This window comes from Ochrobactrum sp. RH2CCR150, from assembly GCA_014138095.1.
GTDB lineage: Bacteria > Pseudomonadota > Alphaproteobacteria > Rhizobiales > Rhizobiaceae > Brucella > Brucella gambitense.
Map to the genome: position 1 here is coordinate 20,042 of JACGXE010000023.1, position 17,507 is coordinate 37,548.

Sequence of the window (17,507 nt, forward strand, 5' to 3'; positions counted from 1 at the left end):
TGTACAGTTGTAAACGGCGTGTATGCACCGTCGCTTTACAACCGTTAAAAATTTAATGATTCAGTAATGGTTCGGGGACGACGCCGATCACGCTCCGCAAAATATTTTTGCGTCTGGCGTCCAGTTTCCGAAGCCTGTCGCGACCATATTTGCCATGACCCGGCAGACATATCGCTTCTGTGCCGGGTTGTTGTTCGGGCCTGCGTGGTAGCGTGCGACAGCCATCGTCCAGTTGCCTTCACGGGTATGAAGCTGCTTCAAAAACCGGGCCGCATAATCGACATTCAGGCTCGGTATCAGCATGGACGCGACCGATGGAAATTCCTGCCCGTGATAGTAGTAGTTGATCTGCATGCAACCGAGATCAATCAGCTTTGCGCCCCCGGCGCGCACCTCGGTAAAGCGCTTCAGGGCAGCACTTTGCGACGGGAGAAACTCCGCCCGGCCCTCGATATTCATCGCATAGGGTTGCAATGAATTCTTGCGCCCGGTCTCTGTCAGGCCGACAGCGTAGAGGATGCCGAGCGGCACATCATAACGCGCCGAAGCGCGGTGCATTTCGCGTTCGCAGACATTCTCGGCCGCGGCGATGCTCGTGCTACACAACCAGACCGCGACTGCGGCCACCAGTGCCTGCAACAGTGTCGCGCGCCGCAGTTTCGGAACCTGTCTGCTTGCCGGACCGGTCATGTCCCGTTTGGCTGGAATCGCCATTCTGCCTGCCCTCGCCGCTTGCAAACTGTGCCTGTGCCTGAGATTGCGCGCCATTGCGGCCATCGAAACCGCCTTGCATGTTGAAGGCCTGCTGCTGACCGGATGATTGCTGTTGTGCGCCCGCCTGTTGCTGGCCAGCATTCTGGCTTGCTGCGGCGTGCTGCACCGCGCTTGGCGCGCTGCGGTCAGCAACTGTCACGGTGATACGCGCATCGTCACCGATACCTGCACTTTTCAGCGCTTTTTCAATCACCGAGCGGTCAGCGGAAAGCGCTTCGGCAGCCTGCGCCTTATCCGCCACAAGGTGCACTTCCACCCCATCCGGCACAACGCGGATACGCGCCGTCACTTGCCCCAGATCGACCGGGTCAAGCCGGATTTGCAAAGTCTTCACCGAACCAAAGCTGCGCTCTGAAACCACCTGCACATCCGCCACCCGCACAGCCTGCTGGCTAGCGGCGGTTGACTTGCCTTCTGCCGGACCAGCAGACTTGCTGGCAGCCTGCTGCGGCTGGAGGACACTTCGATCGGCAGCATCGGAATTAGCCGGCTGACTACCGGCTGGCTTATCGCCTTTCAGAATATCAGCGAGATCGGCTTCAGGTTTCTCCGCAGCTGTGTCCTGTTGCGTGGCAGTTGCCTCGCTTGACGCGGCCTGAGCGGATTTGGAAGACGGCTTTGTGTTTGCAGCAGGCGCGAGATTTTGGGTTGCTTCACCCTTGCGCTTCACGTCGTTCGCGGTGTCTGCCCCGACCTGCGCTTCCTTGCCTTCGACAGTGTCCGCATCCACGCCCTCAGCTTGCGAAAGCGCAGCCTTTTCAGCCTTTTTCGCCAGATTTTCTGTGGCAGAATTGTGGCTTTCGCCGTTCAAATTAGGCATATTTGCGGCCAAAGAAAGGACATTCTGCGACACCGCCCAGGATGAAGCCTGCGTTGAGGCATCCGATTTCTGCTCGTCCTGCTCTTCGGTCTGCGCTGTGTCGGCATCTTCGCCCTTGGCGACGGGCTTGTCATGCGGCTTCTCCAGAAGCGCACCAAACAGCTGCGACGGGTCGGAATTTTCCTGCCCGTCCACGGCCGCCTTGCCTTGTCCGTTGGCCTGCTGGGGCGCCAGACTGCGGGTCGGCGAAGCCATCCGTCCAGCCTGACCGAGCAAAATATCCACGCTCATCGAATGGTCTCCCCTAGCAAAGCGTCGATCTCGGCAAGCTTGCGCCGGGCATCGTCCATGGTCTTCTGCAAATCGTCTGTCGGCTGCGCCGGTGTCGGCTTCCAACCCGCAACCGGCGACGAAACCGGTGCCGCCACAGGCGTCGCAACCGGCGTTGTGACAGGTGCTGCGACGGGCGCATCCGCTACCGCCATGGGCGGTACCTGGCGGTCATCCACAGCGGGTTCTGGCGCTGCTTTGGCTGGCGGCAGGGCGTCCGGCGCGCGGGTCACGACCGAGCCCACCGTCTCGGCGGCCTTCAACAGCTTGCGGTCCGGTTCCTGTAGGCGATCAGGCGAAATCTGCGACAGTTCACGCAAGGCGCTTCCCGCCGAATCGGAAGCGACACCGCTCGCCGCTGCATAAAGATTGGCGCGAGTCGGATCGGCTTTGAGATGGTCGGCGAGTTTGCGCGCCTCGGCAGACATGAAACGCGCCCGCTCGGTCTGGCCGTCCACCAGAGCGCCGCGCGCGATCTGGAGATAGAGCGAATATTGCATCACCGGATCAGCGGCTGCGATCAGCTTCACCAGTTCGGCATTGCCAATACGGTCATTGAGCTTGAGCGCTGCGCTGACGAATTGTCCCATAAAATCGCGCATATAGGGCGAGCGGGGGAAACGCTGCAGATAGTTGCGCGCCAGCATTCTTATCTTTTCGGCATCGCCCAGCTTGGCGGCAATCGGCATCGAACGGCGGATCGCCGCTTCCTCGAACAGCGTGCCCGGTGCTTCGAGCCGCACCTGATCGAGCCGCAGCAGCGCCGTAGCCGGATCAAAGGCTGTCATCTGGCTGGCAGTCACGAGCACGATGGAAGCTTTCAGTTCCGAAGGCACATCGGGCGACAGCGGAACGGAGAACAGCTTTACCACTTCGATCATCTGCCCGGAGGCATAAGCCAACGCGCCCTTGACCAGCTCCTGAGGCACGACATCCGAATTAAGATCGACCAGAACCTTGCGCACCGCGTCGGGATTACCGCCATTGAAGAGGTAGATAATCGCCGCATAGATGTTTTCGGGATTGTCCCAGGCTTCCTTCGGCGCGCGCGCCATATCGGCGCTGATGAAAGCCAGAAGCTTGTTCAGCATGACCACGGCTTCCGGCTTTCCGGCCACCACCTGATCCTGCAACATGCGCAGCGAACGCACGAGCTTGTAAGGTTCCAGCACCGGCAGGGTAGCGCCCGTGCTGCCGCCCTGCTGCGCCTGCGCAAAGACATGCATGGGCGTTCCCGCCAGAGGCAGGCTCACGGTCAGAGCAATCATCAGGGAGCGCTGAACGAGCCGCTTCATGGGGCGGACTTGAGGAAGATATCGATGCGGCGATTCTCTGCCGCATTCGGATCATTGGCGATTTTCGGCTGGCGGTCAGCATAGCCTTCGACGCGCAGCACCCGCTTTTCATCCAGCCCGCCGCGTACCAGCATGTAATAGGCCATCTGCGCACGCGCCGAAGACAGACGCCAGTTGTCATAGCTCGCGCTCTTGAACGGGCGCGAATCGGTGTGACCACTGATGATGACCTCGCCCGGCTGGCGGGAAATCACATGCGCTATCCGTTCGAGCATCTGGACCACGCGTGCATCGGGTTTGGCAGAGCCGATAGTGAACATGCCATAATCGATCTTGTCGGTGAGCTGGATCATCACACCGCCATCAACCGGCACAACCGTCACATCCGGCATCGGTTCAGCCTTGCTGCCCTGCTTGGCCGCAGTGGAATTTTCGCCTTCCGCAGCCTTTTTCAGTTCCGCGATGAGCTGATCCTGATCTTTTGCAGGCGCCTCGGCTGGCTTTGCAGCCTCTTCCGGCTTCGCCTCTGCCGTTTCCGGCTTGGGCGGTGTGGATGGAGCGGCATTTGGCGGCGTCAGCTCGTCAGCAGCCTTGCTCGACCAGTAATCCGGGCTGAACGGATCGCGATAGGCATCGCCGCCATCGGCACCGGTGGCAGGGCCGGATTGCGACGTGCCGCCATCACCCTTGGCGGACTGGTTCTGCAACACGCCGGTTTCATGCGCCAGTTCCGACAAAACCGCGTAAGGCTCGCGGAAAAGCTGACGCTCCTCCTGCTCGCTTGGCGGTGCGGTCATGGTGTCGTTGATAACCTTGGTGCTGTTTTCGACCTTCTGGTCGCTTTCATAGCGAACCTTGCCGTCTTTCTCGTCTATGTCCTGCACGCCCTTCGGGCTGGAATGCCGGTCCATCAGCTTGACGGGATTGAAATAGCTGGCGACAGCCGCCTTGGTTTCCTCATTGGCGGCATTGATTAGCCACATGACGAGAAAGAACGCCATCATGGCGGTCATGAAGTCGGCATAGGCGATTTTCCACACGCCGCCATGGTGGCCGTCATGGTCGTCATGCCCGCCACGGCGAACGATGATGATTTCGCGCTTGGTTTCGGGATCGATGCTCATTGGACCGCAGCCTTTAATTCTTCAATAAGCGGCGCGATGCGCGTTTCCAGCACCCGTTCGCCAAAGGAAAAGGACAATTCATCCGACGCGTTTTCGGTAAACCGGCAGCCGGATGGCAGCAAAGCCGCATGATCGCGCAGCGGAGCCAGCAGCCTTGCCGGGCCGGCGATTTCCGGCGCTTCACCTTCCAGCGCCAGTGCTGCAATACGATGGGCAAATTCCACAACCGCGTCGTGTTCAAGCTTCCCGACGAGAAGCGGCGCCAATATCTCGGCAATCTGGGCGGAACAGTTCTGTTCCAGCGCGGTCAGCGCTTCCGTCAGGCTGCGCGCCAGCAACAGCGCCTGCTCACGCGAAAAGGCGGCGCGAAGATTTTCGATTTCCGTCTCATGCTCACGCAAAAGCCGGGCTTTCTCGGCTTCGTAAAGCGCCTCGGCCTCTTTATGACCTTCCTCGCGGCCAAGCGTATGGCCCTGCGCGTGACCGGTCTCGAAGGCCGTGCGCTTTTCTTCCTCGAGCGCGATTATCGCCGCCACTTCCGCCTGTTCAGCAGCGTCCAGCTTGTCGGCGAAATGGGGAGCCTTGGTCTCCTTGGCCCGTTCAGCTGAACGCGCACGCTGGACCGGCTCCTGCTTTAACGGCTGTGGCTGCACCGGGGCGGCGATGATCTCTACCGCCTCATCGGCAATGCGATGGGTCGAGAAATCAGGAAGATAACGGCTGAGAGGGAGCGCGCTCATTATCAGGCAGCCTCAAGCTCCGGTGCGTTGACCCGTTCGGCATGGACAGGTTGCTTCGCGGCGTTTCCGCCGATCCACTGCTTGAGAACCGCGGCGACGCGTTCTTCATCCATCTCGATCATCTGCTCCAGACGAAGCTTGGCAGGCATACGCATACGCTGGCGCAGATCGCTGAGGCTCGTCTTCATCTGATCGGCATAGGCTTCCGGCCCACCGATAACGGCCTGATGGCCTTCCGTGCCTGCCTGCGTGCCGACGAAATTCGGCGCAGCGATTTCACCGGCTTCGCGCACGGCGACTTCCGTGCCCGCTGGCTTGGCCGTCTGGTCACGCAGCAGCGGACGCAGGCCAAACCAGATCAGGAGACCGACGGCGGCGAGGATGGCCAGCGCATTGACGTAGCTTCCGCTCTGGCGCAGCAGCGTATCGGTCCATGGTGCCGAAACCGGCTCCATATCGGCGCCTGCCGGATCGAGGAAGTTGACGGCCGTTACGTTGATGACATCGCCGCGGTCTGCATTGAGTCCAGCGGCAGTCGCAACGAGATCGCGGATTTTGGTGATCTGCTGATCGACGAAATTGGCAGGTGGCGGCGTGGTTCCGGCGGTTTGCAGCAGGCGGGCCTGGTCGATGACAACGGCAATCGACAGGCGCTTGACGGAATAGCCGTCGCTGACGGTCGCAATCGTCTTGCTGTTCATTTCGTAATTGGTCAGTTCCTCACGGCGATCGGTCTTTTCGGACGAGGTCTCGCCATTGCGGTTCTGAATTTCTTCCTGAGGAATATTCTGTTCCACACCGGTCGCGTTGTTATCGCGATTGTTGCGGGAATCGCCGCTTTCGCGCACCACGCGGACCGAACGTTCGACTCGCGATTCGGGATCGAAGGTCGTTTCGTTGATCTGGCGGCGATCAGTATCGAGCGTTGCCTGCACGCTGGTCTGGAAATGGCCGAGACCGAGATAGGGCGACAGCGCCTTGCGGATGCTGTCATCGACATTACCGGCAACCTGCTGTTCCAGCGAAGCGGTCAGAAGGGCAGCGCCATTGGCGGCCTCGCCTGCGGAGGCCAGCAGACGGCCATTGGTATCAAGAACGGTGACAGACGATGCATCGAGCGATGGCACGGCGGCGGCCACGAGCTGGCGGATTGACTGCGCCGATTCGGCTGCAAAGCCGCCTTCCGCGCGGATGACCACCGAAGCGGACGGCTTCTGGTCGCCACGGCGGAACGAGCCTTTTTCGGCCAGAACGATATGCACACGGGCAGCCTTCACGCCGCGAATCGCCTGAATGGTACGGGCGATTTCGCCTTCCAGCGCGCGAACACGGGTGATTTCCTGCATGAATGAGGTGAGGCCCAGCGAGCCCATATTGTCGAACAGCTCATAACCGGCATTGTTCGAGGTCGGCAGACCCTTTTCAGCCAGATACATGCGCGCGGTTTCGGCCTTGCCGATCGGCACCAGAATGGACGACCCGTCCGACTTCACATCGAAGGGAATACCGGCTTCGCCGAGCGCCAGGCCCATGCGGTTCACGTCATCGCGCGACAGACCGACGTAAAGCGTCTCATAGGATGGGCGGCTGAGATAGAAGCTCGTGTAGAGGATCGCGCCCATCAGGGCGGCACCCACAAGCCCGAGCGCAACCAGTTTGCGCACGCCAAGCTTGCCAAGCGTTCGCTTAAGTTGTTCGATCAATTGCTGGAAATTCTGCTGCATCGACACCACCGCCATCATGATGGATACAAACTAGACCGCGAAGCTTGCGCGAAAGTGGCGGCTGATAAGACAAGTGCCTTTCGGTGTGAGAAGGCCCAACAACGAAGCGGGGCGCGGAATAAATCCCGCGCCCCTTTTCCGCCCAAAGGCATCCGGTCCGATCAGGTCGGTCCGGATGCGAACCCCTGATTTGCCTGAGAACTCGTGAGCGCCGGTGACCCGGCGCCCCGTATTATTTACTCAGTTATCGATTAGCCGCGGAACAGCGACAGGATGTTCTGGTTCGACGAGTTGGCGATCGACAGAGCCTGTACGCCGAGCTGCTGCTGAACCTGGAGAGCCGACAGACGTGCCGATTCCTTGTTCATGTCAGCGTCGACGAGCGTGCCAACGCCCTTTTCGATGGAGTCCTGAAGACCCGACAGGAAGCTCTTCTGGCTGTCGATCTGCGACTTCGCTGCACCGAGCGTTGCTGCGCCGGTTGCGAGGCTTGCGAGAGCCGTTTCAACCGTGCCCAGAGCCGTCGTGATTGCAGTGTCGTCCGAACCGGACGTGAAGAAGGCTGCGCCAACGATCGTGGCAACCATGGTCTTCGCATCGGTGTCAGCAGAAGCAACAGTGATCTTGTCGACCGTAACGGTGGTGCCGGAACGGTTGTACGAAGCAACAACTTCGAGATCGTCCGTCGGGCCGTTCAGCAGGTTGGAACCAGCGTAGTTGGCGTTGCTGAGAGCCGAGTTGATGTTGGCAACCAGCGACTTCACTTCGGTTTCGATTTTGCCCTTGTCTTCGGTGCTTGCACCGAGAGCCGAAACGAGCTTGGTCTTGATGTCGTCAACAGCTTCACGGATCTTGTTGATCGCGGAGTAAGCGGTGTCGACCTTGCCAGCGCCGAGGCCGAGAGCGTCCTGAACAGCCGAGTTGGCCTTGTTGTCGGACTTCATCGACGTTGCGATGGACCAGTACGAAGCGTTGTCGGAAGCTTCACCGATACGCAGACCGGTCGAAATACGGTTCTGCGTGGTTTCCAGCGACTTGTTGGTCGAGGAAAGGGTCTGAAGAGCGGTCAGAGCTGCCGAATTTGTAAGAATGCTAGCCATTATTTTGCCCCTTGGGAAAAATCAAACTGAGGGACAGGCCGGACTTACCGGCATAGTGGAGCGGCATCATGCCTGTCTCCGCTTGAACGCGGAAACCCACCATGTGCCGACGTTTAAAACCCAAATATTAAAGAAACGCTAATTTATTCGGTCGAATTTTAACGAACACGCGGATTCTGACGCCGAATTTTACCGGACGCTTTCGCAGCTGTACCAAATCGGGTCAGGAGAACGAGCGAATCAGGCTTCCGACCAGAATATTCCAGCCGTCGATCAGCACGAAGAACAGAATCTTGAACGGCAGAGAGATCACTGTTGGCGGCAACATCATCATGCCCATGGACATGGTGAGCGTCGCCACGACCAGATCGATCACCAGAAACGGCAGCACGATCAGGAAGCCGATTTCAAAGCCGCGGCGCAATTCCGAAATCATGAAGGCCGGAACCAGCACGCGGAAATCCACGATTCCGTCCTCGCCGGTGCGGAAAGACGGATCGGCAAGGTCTTCGAACAGGCGCAGATCCTTGTCGCGCACCTGGCCCATCATGAATTCGCGAAATGGCTGCGAAATCTCGGTCAAGGCGGCCTGTTGCGTTATCTCGTTACGCATCAGGGGCTGCACACCATTGTTCCACGCGCGATCAAAGGCGGGCGCCATGACATAGAAAGTCATGAACAACGCAAGCGAGATCATCACCATGCTGGCAGGCGCGGTCTGGAGACCGAGCCCCGAACGCAGAAGCGAGAAGGCGATGGCGAAACGCGTGAAGCTCGTCACCATGATCAAAATGCCCGGCGCGATGGACAGCACCGTCAGAAGGCCGAAAAGCTGGACGATCTGCCCGCTGGCGGCACCACTACCGGCAGGCAGCAGATTTTCCAGCGTCAGCGCAGGCTGGGCCTGCTGCGCGTGAGCAGCAACAGTGAATGCAAGCGTCAAGAGAACGCCAAGACCAAGGAGTTTTTTCATTCTACGACCAGTGCCGAAATAAAGACCCGGTCCACCGCGCCTTCCGAGCGCAGGCGGGCGCGTTCTTCGAGATCGGCGCGCAGATAGGCAAGTCCTGCCGCGCCTTGCAATTGCATGAGATTGACGCTGCGCAGGAAGCTCAGGAAATCATCGCCGACATTGGCTGCCATGGCCGCCGGGATTTCATGACCGGGCTTGGCGACCAACGAGGCCTCCAGCCGTACCCAGGTGTTCTGCGGAATGCCGAGATTGGTGACAATTGGCTTCAACGGCACGACCGCGCCGATGGAACGCGATTCGAAATCGCCCGGCTTCGGCTTGTCTTCCTTACCCGTAGTCTTGGCGGTTGCCTGCTGGTCGGCGGAAATCATCCCGCCCAGATACCAGCCGCCACCGGCGGCGATAGCTGTAAGAGCAACGACAGCCGCCAGCAGCCCCATCATGGAGCCCTTCGCCTTGCCGTCATTCTTGTCCAGTGCCGTGTCGCTCATCGATGCTCAACTTTGAAGCACATCCCGAAAATTGGGATATGCATGGAAACAAAAGGTCAGAAAGGCGAAACCTGATCGAGGATCTGCTGGCCGTAAGGCGGCTGCTGCACCTCGCTCAACCGTCCGCGACCGCCATAGGAAATGCGGGCCTCGGCGATCTTGTCGTAGGAAATGGTGTTGGAGCCGGAAATGTCGCGCGGACGCACAACACCCGTGACATTCAGCACACGCAGCTCGTTGTTGACGCGCACTTCCTGCGAACCGCGAATGATCATGTTGCCATTGGGCAAGGTGTCGGTGACGATAGCCGCAACCTGAAGACTGATATCCTCACTGCGCTTGATTGTGCCCTTGCCCTTGGCCGAGGTGTCCGAATGGGTGTTGATGGAGCCGTCCATGTCGCCGCCAGCACCGGCGCCGGTGCTGCTGCTGGTCGCGAACGAACCGCCAGCACCATAAATGCCCTTCGACACACGCTCGCGGTCGGTCTTGTTGTCGAGATTGGCGCGATCATTGATGGAGATGATGACGGTCAGGACATCGCCGGGCTCGGCAGCGCGAGGATCTTTGAAGAAATTGGTCGAGCGCTGGTTCCACAGCGAATAATCCGGCTTGGCCGGACGCGATGGATAACCGTTATATTGCGGATTGTTCTGCATGCCGAGATTGGCGGCGACCGGCGACAGGTCCGGCGCACGACCGATTTCTTCCGGCTTCATGGCGCAACCGGCCAGAAGCGCCAGAACGGTGGCGGCGAAAATGGTCTTGTTCATGCTTCCTGTCATTGCACCGTATTCCCGGTTTGCGCCTGGGCGCGCTGGTCCTTCGCCGCTGGCGGCGGGGTCGTTGTGCGCTGCGAGCCGACGATAATGCGCGCAAGCTTCGCCGCCTTGTCTGGCGGCATTTCATTGAGGATGATGCTCGAAACGCGCGGATTGAGCTTGAGGATCAAGGCAGCTGCGGCCTCATCGCCGATCATCGCCATCTGGGCTGCCGCCGCGTCGGGCTTCATCTTGGAGATGATGTCGACCAGCGAATCCTGCGCCTTGCTGACGAAGTCGTCGCGGCGCTTCAGCCACATCTCGTATTCCTTGCGCTTTTCTTCCAGCGCCTGCATCCGCTCGTCGACCTCGGCCTTGAGGTCGGTGAGCTGCTTGGCCTGCAACGAATAGCGGGCATCGGCCGCCTGATTGTCGATATTGCCGCAATATTTGCGGATTTCATCCAGATTGCCGAGATTTGCAGGCGGCATGGAGGTTGGCGTCGCAGAAGGCTGCGCATTTGCCTGCACGGCTGGCTGCGCGGCAGTTTGTGCCGCTTCCTGGGCCAACGCCGGCAAGGCGCTCGCAAAAAGGAGCGCCAGAGCCGAACCGCAGCGGATTGCCTGTTTCACCATCATGCCCGCTCTCATCCCCGGCTTCATCATTGCACCACCAGTTCCGCGTGAAGCGCGCCGGACGACTTGATCGCCTGAAGGATGGCGATGATGCCCGTCGGCTTCACGCCCATCTGGTTGAGACCCTTGACCAGATTTTCCAGATTGGCGCCGGTCAGAATCCCGATCTTGGCATTCGGCTGGTTGACGGCGATATCGGTGTTCGGCTCCATCGCCGTCACGCCGTCGCTGAACGGTTCAGGCTGCACAACCATCGGCGTTTCCGTCACGCGCACCGTCAGGCTGCCATGGCTGATCGCCACTTTGGAAATGCGCACCTTCGAACCGATGACGACGGTGCCGGTCCGTTCGTCAACGACCACACGCGCCACTTCATCCGTGGTGATCGGCAGGCCTTCCAGCTCCGCGAGGAAGCGCGCGGCTGGCACATTTTTCGGACGCGACAGGCGGATCGTCTTGGCATCGCGCGCCAGCGCCACGCCGCGACCATAGCGACGCTTGGCAAAAATATTGATCGTGTCGGCAGTGCGCACGGCAGTCGTGAAATCGGGATCGCGCAGCTCGACGATCATCTCACTGTCCTTGCCGAAGTTTCCGGCAACCTCGCGCTCGACGAGCGCGCCGTTTGGAATGCGGCCCGATGTCGGTACGCCCTGCGTGACGGAAGCTGCATCACCTTCGGCGGTAAAGCCGGAGACAATCATATTGCCCTGCGCGACAGCGTAGATCTGATTGTCCGCGCCCATCAGCTGCGTCATGACCAGCGTGCCGCCCTGCAATGAGGTGGAATCGCCAATGGACGAAACCGTCACATCAATACGTGAGCCGGAACCGGCAAAGGCGGGCAGATTGGCGGTAACGATGACGGCAGCGGTATTCTTCGAACGCGTGGAGTTACGCGGCGCATTGATGCCGAGATTATCGAGCATGGCGCGCATGGACTGTTCGGTGAAAGGCGAATTGCGCAGGCTGTCGCCCGTACCCTTGAGACCGATCACCAGACCGTAACCGACAAGCTGGTTTTCACGCACGCCCTGAATGGTCGCGATATCCTTGAGGCGCGCCACAGCGCTGCCACGGCCAAGCTCCGCATAGGCCATCTTGGACGGATCGCCGCCAGCACCCAGCCAATCGGCATCCGCTTCCACGGCACTGCCGAAATCCTTCACGTTCTTGGCCGACTCATCCGCCAAAACCGCAACGGGTTGAAGCGCGAGAGCCAGAATGGCGATCAGCGTAGCCCAGGTTTTTCTCACCGCATCCCCACTTGAATACGGCCATCAGCCTGCACCGTGCCGGGCACGATGACGCCGCTGTCGCTGTTGCGTACCTTGATGAAATCGCCTGCCGCGCCGGATTCGAGCGGAATGCCGACGGCGGTAATTGTCATGACACCGGAATCGAACACCATCGTCACCGGCACGCCGCGCTTGACCAGCGACGGCTCTGAAAGGGCGGCAACGAGGATCGGCTTGCCGGCGATCAGCGTCTTGCGCGCGACCTTGCCGTCTGCCTGATCGACCGAAAGCACATATTGCTGCGCGGCAGGGGCGCTGATGTAGAACTTCTTCTCGACCAGCGCGACATTACTGACGACTTGCCCGGGATAAACGGTCGCCGAAGGCACGACGAAAGCGATGCGGTCAGTGGCGGAAGCCCCTGAAATCGCAGCAGCTGCAAGACCGGCCGCTCCGGCAACCGCCAGTGCGGCGCGTCTGAACCGGGGCCGGGCTTTGATGTCATTTTCCTTGGCGCGTTTCATGGCGATCACCGTTAGCGCATGTTCTTCGATACGGTCGCCGCCATTTCGTCGGCGGCCTGAATGACCTTGGAATTCATTTCATAGGCGCGCTGCGCCGTAATCAGATCGGTGATTTCCTTCACCGGATCGACATTCGATGCTTCCAGATAGCCCTGTTTGATCGAACCGAAACCCGGATCGCCCGGATCGCCGACCAACGGCCCGCCCGATGCTTCCGTTTCGCGATAGAGATTGTCACCCAGCGGTTCGAGACCGGCTTCATTGGTGAAATTCGCAAGCTGAAGCTGGCCGATCTGGTTGATCTGGATACCGTTCTGCTCCTGCACCTTCGCGAAGACCTGTCCGGTGTCGCTGACGGTCACTTCGAGCGCATTTTCCGGAACCACGATGCCCGGCTGCACGATATTGCCGTCGAGCGTCACCATCTGGCCGTCGGCATTCTTGTTGAATGCGCCAGCGCGGGTATAGAGCGTTTCGCCCGTCGGGCTCTGGATCTGGAACCAGCCCTGCCCGGTCAACGCCAGATCGAACGGATTTCCGGTCTGGTTGAAGCTGCCCTGAATATGCAGGTTGCGCACGGCTGCCGTCTGGACGCCGAGGCCAACCAGCGCGCCTTCGGGCACAATGCTCTCATTGGCCTGGTTGGGGATGCCTGCCGTGCGCTCGGACTGGTAGAGCAGATCCGAAAATTCGGCACGCGCGCGCTTGAAGCCCGTTGTATTGATATTGGCGATATTGTTGGCGATCACTTCCAGATTGAGCTGCTGGGCGTTCATGCCGGTTGCGGCAATCGTCAGGGCTTTCATGGCGCGTCCTTGATCTGCTGAGCGTATGCGGGATGAAGCGGTTCAGTTGAAACGGTATCGTCGAAGCCGTTCTAACCATTTGTTTTTACGCATTATCCGACGCAAAACCGCTTCGCACTTTTGCTGGAAATGCTTTAAATCGACATACGGCTGATCTCGAGGTATGCCTGCACGATCTTGTCGCGGATCGCGATTGCCGTCTGAAGCGACTGCTCTGCTTCCATGACCGAGCTGACCACCTCGTTCACCGGCGCATTGCCCTTGATGCCCTGAATGGAGGTGGCTTCCGCCGCCTGCAATTTCTGGCCGACCGAATCCGTCATCTGCGACAGCACATCGCCGAAGGACGCGCCAGGCGCTGTCGGAACAGCCTGTGGCGCAGTCGTGGAAGCGGCAGAACCGACGCCATTCTCGGCGACGGTTTCGGAAAGGCGCGACAGGGCATTGCGCGCCGAAATGCTCATGATCGAGTCGTACATTATGTGCTCCTCAGGAGATCGATGGTCATCGAGATCAGCTCACGCGCCTGCTTGACGACCTGCAAATTGGCTTCATAAGAACGGTTGGCTTCACGCATGTCCGCCATTTCGACGACCATGTTGACGTTCGGGTAACGGACATAGCCGCGCTCGTCGGCGGCGGGATGGCTCGGATCGTATTGTTCGACGAAGGGCGAGGTGTCCTTGCCCACTTCGGCCACGCGCACTTCTGCAGCGCCCGTGCCGTGTTCCAGCTCGGTGCGGAAAGAAACCGTCTTGCGGCGATAGGGATCGTCGGTCGCCGTCTTGCCCGTCGACTGGGCATTGGCGATGTTTTCCGAAACGATGCGCAGACGTGTCGACTGGGCCGAAAGGCCCGAGGCTGCGATCTTCAGTGAATTCTGCAGGGCGTCGGAAGACATGGATTATCCCTTCGCGACCGACAGCATCATGCGATGGAACGCTTTGACGATGCTGGTGTTGAGCGAATATTCGCGGGAAATCTCGCCTGCCTTCATCATTTCCTGCTCGACATCGACGGTATTGCCCGAATGGGTTTCCTCGGTGATGTCGTCGGGGCGCAGGCGTGCGCCCGCGATGCCGTTTGCTTCGGCTTCAAGATGCTGCGGACTGGTCGCAGCCATGGTGAGCTGCGTCTTGTCCAGCACATCGGCGAAGGGCTGAACGTCGCGCGCCTTGAAATCCGGCGTGTTCGCATTGGCGACATTGCCAGCGACAGTCGCCTGCCGAACCGACAGCCACTGCACTTGCCTTGCGGCCAGATCGAAAAGATGAATGGAGCTCATGGAGTTTCCCGCCTTTACCGTTCGTTAATTTACGGGGCGGAACTTGCGTCAAGCTTGCGGGGGTTAAGGGAGTAGGGGAATAGGGGAGTGAGGGAATATGTTTTTTGGGAATGGTATATCGTTGCGTCAGAAAGAATGCTGATAGCGCAAGGCCAACATACTCCCCTATTCCCTTACTGCCCTACTGCCTTACCTCCGCATTTCAATCACGTCGCCCGACGACGTGGTCAATTGCCAGGTTCCAGAGCCCTGACCGATGGAAACAAGACGACTGCCATCCGGCAGCAGCGATCCCTTTTCCACGAACCAGTAGCCAGACGTATCCTCGATCATCGCCATGCCGCCAACGACTTCGCGCAGCGCAAAGACCGGCTTCGGGAAAGCCTGTCCGTCACCGCCGCCCTCGCCGCCAGTGCCAGCGCCGGTGCCCGGCAGGCCCTTGCCGTTGGACATGACCGAGCCGGTCATGGTGTTGTCGATATCCGCACTGGGGGCAACACGATCCGAGGGGCGAAAGGACGGAAAGCGGCGCACCGTCTTCTGTTCCGAACGGTCCAGCGGATCGATGATCTTGCGTTCCGCCTTCTCGGCTGGCGCAAGCTCGATACGCTGGAGATAGGTGATGAAAGGCAGCATGGCGCAACCGGCAGCCAGCGTAACCGCCGCAATCTTCAGATAGCGGTCGACCTTGCTATGCGGTCGCTTGCCCCCCTCTTGCGCGGCGACAGATTCCACTTCCGCTTCCAGATCGGCCAGAATCTTTTCTTCGGCGTTTTTGCGTCGGTTCTTGTTGCCCGTCATCATGGATTGGATGCCTGTTTTTCCCCGCGCAACGCGGCGGCGAGTTTCTGATAGGGATCGTCTGAACGCGGTGTCTCGGGGGATTGCTGCAAGGCATCATAGATGCGCGGAACGAGATCAACCGCCTGATCGAGAATTCCGTCATGTCCCTTTTGATACGCGCCAATGGCGCGCAGATCGCGCGTTTCCTCGAAGCGGGCCACCATGCTGCGAAGCTGGCTGACGAGCTTGCGCTGTTCGGCCGTCCAGTTGTGCTTGGCGAGACGCGAAACCGAACCCGGCACATCAACCGCCGGAAAGCGCCCCAGCGCTGCAATCGTACGGTCGAGCACGATATGGCCGTCCAGCGTGCCGCGTATGGTGTCGGATACCGGATCATTATGATCGTCACCATCGACGAGCACCGAATAGATGCCGGTAATACTGCCGCCTGAATCGGCGCTGCCCGGCCCTGCACGCTCCAGAAGTCGCGGCAGCTGGCTGAACACGCTCGGCGGATAACCGCGCGAAACTGGTGGTTCTTCCGCTGCAATCGCCACCTCGCGCGCCGCATGGGCAAAGCGTGTGACGGAATCGACAATCAGCAGGACATTCTGGCCGATATCGCGGAAATATTCCGCAATGGCCGTCGCCGTGTTGGGTGCGAGACGGCGCATCATCGGGCTTTCATCGCCGGTTGCCACGACGGTGACGGTCTTGTCGAGATGGCCGGCCATGGTTTCTTCCAGCATCTCGCGCACTTCGCGTCCGCGCTCGCCGGTCAGCGCCAGCACCACCGTGTCGAAATCGGCAGCACGCGTCATCATGGCCAGCAGCGTGGATTTGCCGACGCCGGAACCGGCAAAAATGCCGATGCGCTGGCCGAAGCAAAGCGGCGTGAAAATGTCGATCACGTCAACGCCGGTGCGAAGGCCGCGATCCACACGGCCCCGGCGCAGCGCGGCCGGCGCCAGATTTTCAGACGCCATCGGACGCGGACCGGGCAGAAGCGCGCCCCTGCCGTCAATCGCCTGCCCCAGCGCATTGAGCACCCGCCCGCGCCATTCGAGCGCTGGACGGATGCTGAGCTGACCTTCCTCGAACACCGCGGCCCCCAATGAGGGAATGATCCGGTCATCGAAGGGTTTTACGAGAACCTGCCTGTCCGCAACGCGGATGATTTCCGCCAGACTGGTGCCGTTCGCGGCCCTGATCGCTACCGCATCGCCAAGCCGCGCATCGCGCGACAGCCCCCGCACGGCGATAGCCGAGCGTGACACATCGCTGACCGTGCCGCCGATGCCGGATAAGGGCTTCGGCTCCACGGCCTGTTGACGGGCAAAGGCGGCAAGCCGCGCGAGCGGTAGATCTGGCGTCATCCGTTTTTGGAGCCCAGCGTCTTGATGGCGTCAGACACGGTCGCTTCCTGCTGGGTCAAAAGATTATTGACCTGCTCAAAGGCGCGGCTGACGCTGATGAGACGCGTCATCTCCGTCATGGCGTCGACATTCGAGCCTTCGATCATGCCCTGCACGACGCCGACACTATTATCGTCGAATACCGGCGTTGCAGCCTTGTTGGGAATCACGCCGGAATTGCCCGCATATTTCAGCTCGGCATCGGCGGGAATGGAATAAAGGCCAAGAGAACCGATCTGCGCGCCATTCTGGTAAACCGCGCCATCGGCGGAAATCTTGGGCGCACCGCCATCCGGATTGAGCATCATCGGCGCACCGCCAACATCGAGCACCGAATAGCCCATCATCGAAACCAGCTCGCCGGTCGCAAGCATCTTCATACGCCCGTCGCGGGTGTAAATCTGGCCCTGCGGTGTGTTGAGCGACAGCCACGCATCACCCTTGACGGCAATGTCGAGCGGGTTGTCCGTCTTGACCAACGGGCCGGGCTCCGTGCGGATATAGCTCTTGCCCGCGCTGGCAAAGCTCACATCGTCGCTTGCCTTTTTCGAGACAATCGAATCGAACTTGGTGCCCTCACCCCGGAAACCGACGGTGGAAACATTGGCGACATTCTGGGCAATCGAATCCATTCGCCGTTCAAGCGTAATGAGCGAGGAAAGCCCGACATAGATCGAATTATTCTGCAT

Annotated in this window: 20 protein-coding genes; all 20 read right to left on the reverse strand. The window is 59.9% G+C overall.

The annotated features are described in order from the left end of the window. Positions 1–87: 87 nt before the first annotated feature. Positions 88–690 carry a transglycosylase SLT domain-containing protein gene (locus tag FHW03_RS24635; protein WP_182523065.1) on the reverse strand — a complete coding sequence of 201 codons (603 nt, stop codon included), beginning with the start codon at positions 688–690 and terminating at the stop codon, positions 88–90. Next, positions 599–1,885, reverse strand: a complete 1,287-nt coding sequence (locus FHW03_RS26180; protein WP_377515690.1) for a flagellar hook-length control protein FliK — start codon at positions 1,883–1,885, stop codon at positions 599–601. The genes FHW03_RS24635 and FHW03_RS26180 overlap by 92 nt, the downstream gene beginning before the upstream one ends. Next, positions 1,882–3,219 carry a chemotaxis protein gene (locus tag FHW03_RS24645; RefSeq protein WP_182523066.1) on the reverse strand — a complete coding sequence of 446 codons (1,338 nt, stop codon included), beginning with the start codon at positions 3,217–3,219 and terminating at the stop codon, positions 1,882–1,884. The genes FHW03_RS26180 and FHW03_RS24645 overlap by 4 nt, the downstream gene beginning before the upstream one ends. Beyond that, entirely contained in the window at positions 3,216–4,343 is a 1,128-nt protein-coding gene (locus FHW03_RS24650) for a MotB family protein (RefSeq protein WP_182523067.1), read from the reverse strand. Before FHW03_RS24650 ends, FHW03_RS24645 begins: the two co-directional genes overlap by 4 nt. Continuing rightward, positions 4,340–5,083 carry a hypothetical protein gene (locus FHW03_RS24655; protein WP_182523068.1) on the reverse strand — a complete coding sequence of 248 codons (744 nt, stop codon included), beginning with the start codon at positions 5,081–5,083 and terminating at the stop codon, positions 4,340–4,342. Before FHW03_RS24655 ends, FHW03_RS24650 begins: the two co-directional genes overlap by 4 nt. Positions 5,084–5,085: 2 nt before the next feature. Next, on the reverse strand, positions 5,086–6,822 hold the full coding sequence (gene fliF, locus FHW03_RS24660) for a flagellar basal-body MS-ring/collar protein FliF (protein WP_182523092.1): 1,737 nt from the start codon (positions 6,820–6,822) through the stop codon (positions 5,086–5,088). A 236-nt stretch (positions 6,823–7,058) separates the two neighbouring features. Continuing rightward, a complete protein-coding gene (locus FHW03_RS24665; protein WP_182523069.1) occupies positions 7,059–7,907 on the reverse strand; it encodes a flagellin in 849 nt (282 codons plus the stop codon). Between the two features lie 223 nt (positions 7,908–8,130). Further along, positions 8,131–8,880, reverse strand: coding sequence for a flagellar type III secretion system pore protein FliP (fliP, locus tag FHW03_RS24670; protein WP_078340866.1), 750 nt, complete (start codon positions 8,878–8,880; stop codon positions 8,131–8,133). Beyond that, positions 8,877–9,371, reverse strand: coding sequence for a flagellar basal body-associated protein FliL (gene fliL / locus FHW03_RS24675; RefSeq protein WP_078340865.1), 495 nt, complete (start codon positions 9,369–9,371; stop codon positions 8,877–8,879). Before fliL ends, fliP begins: the two co-directional genes overlap by 4 nt. Positions 9,372–9,427: 56 nt before the next feature. Further along, on the reverse strand, positions 9,428–10,156 hold the full coding sequence (flgH, locus tag FHW03_RS24680) for a flagellar basal body L-ring protein FlgH (RefSeq protein WP_182523070.1): 729 nt from the start codon (positions 10,154–10,156) through the stop codon (positions 9,428–9,430). Next, on the reverse strand, positions 10,153–10,770 hold the full coding sequence (locus tag FHW03_RS24685; protein ID WP_182523071.1) for a MotE family protein: 618 nt from the start codon (positions 10,768–10,770) through the stop codon (positions 10,153–10,155). Before FHW03_RS24685 ends, flgH begins: the two co-directional genes overlap by 4 nt. A gap of 23 nt (positions 10,771–10,793) precedes the next feature. Further along, a complete protein-coding gene (locus FHW03_RS24690) occupies positions 10,794–12,023 on the reverse strand; it encodes a flagellar basal body P-ring protein FlgI (protein ID WP_182523072.1) in 1,230 nt (409 codons plus the stop codon). Further along, the gene (gene flgA / locus FHW03_RS24695) at positions 12,020–12,529 is read right to left on the reverse strand and encodes a flagellar basal body P-ring formation chaperone FlgA (RefSeq protein ID WP_182523073.1); all 510 of its coding nucleotides are present in this window, start codon (positions 12,527–12,529) and stop codon (positions 12,020–12,022) included. Before flgA ends, FHW03_RS24690 begins: the two co-directional genes overlap by 4 nt. An 11-nt stretch (positions 12,530–12,540) precedes the next feature. Next, positions 12,541–13,335, reverse strand: coding sequence for a flagellar basal-body rod protein FlgG (gene flgG / locus FHW03_RS24700; protein WP_182523074.1), 795 nt, complete (start codon positions 13,333–13,335; stop codon positions 12,541–12,543). A 134-nt stretch (positions 13,336–13,469) separates the two neighbouring features. Then, positions 13,470–13,814 (reverse strand): flagellar hook-basal body complex protein FliE, encoded by a 345-nt coding sequence (locus FHW03_RS24705; RefSeq protein ID WP_078340861.1) that lies wholly within the window; start codon positions 13,812–13,814, stop codon positions 13,470–13,472. Next, positions 13,814–14,236 (reverse strand): flagellar basal body rod protein FlgC, encoded by a 423-nt coding sequence (flgC, locus tag FHW03_RS24710; RefSeq protein ID WP_078340860.1) that lies wholly within the window; start codon positions 14,234–14,236, stop codon positions 13,814–13,816. Before flgC ends, FHW03_RS24705 begins: the two co-directional genes overlap by 1 nt. A 3-nt stretch (positions 14,237–14,239) precedes the next feature. Continuing rightward, positions 14,240–14,620 (reverse strand): flagellar basal body rod protein FlgB, encoded by a 381-nt coding sequence (gene flgB / locus FHW03_RS24715; RefSeq protein ID WP_078340859.1) that lies wholly within the window; start codon positions 14,618–14,620, stop codon positions 14,240–14,242. Between the two features lie 189 nt (positions 14,621–14,809). Further along, the gene (locus FHW03_RS24720; protein ID WP_182523075.1) at positions 14,810–15,424 is read right to left on the reverse strand and encodes a hypothetical protein; all 615 of its coding nucleotides are present in this window, start codon (positions 15,422–15,424) and stop codon (positions 14,810–14,812) included. Beyond that, a complete protein-coding gene (gene fliI, locus FHW03_RS24725; protein ID WP_182523076.1) occupies positions 15,421–16,779 on the reverse strand; it encodes a flagellar protein export ATPase FliI in 1,359 nt (452 codons plus the stop codon). The genes FHW03_RS24720 and fliI overlap by 4 nt, the downstream gene beginning before the upstream one ends. Beyond that, a complete protein-coding gene (flgF, locus tag FHW03_RS24730) occupies positions 16,776–17,507 on the reverse strand; it encodes a flagellar basal-body rod protein FlgF (RefSeq protein WP_182523077.1) in 732 nt (243 codons plus the stop codon). The genes fliI and flgF overlap by 4 nt, the downstream gene beginning before the upstream one ends.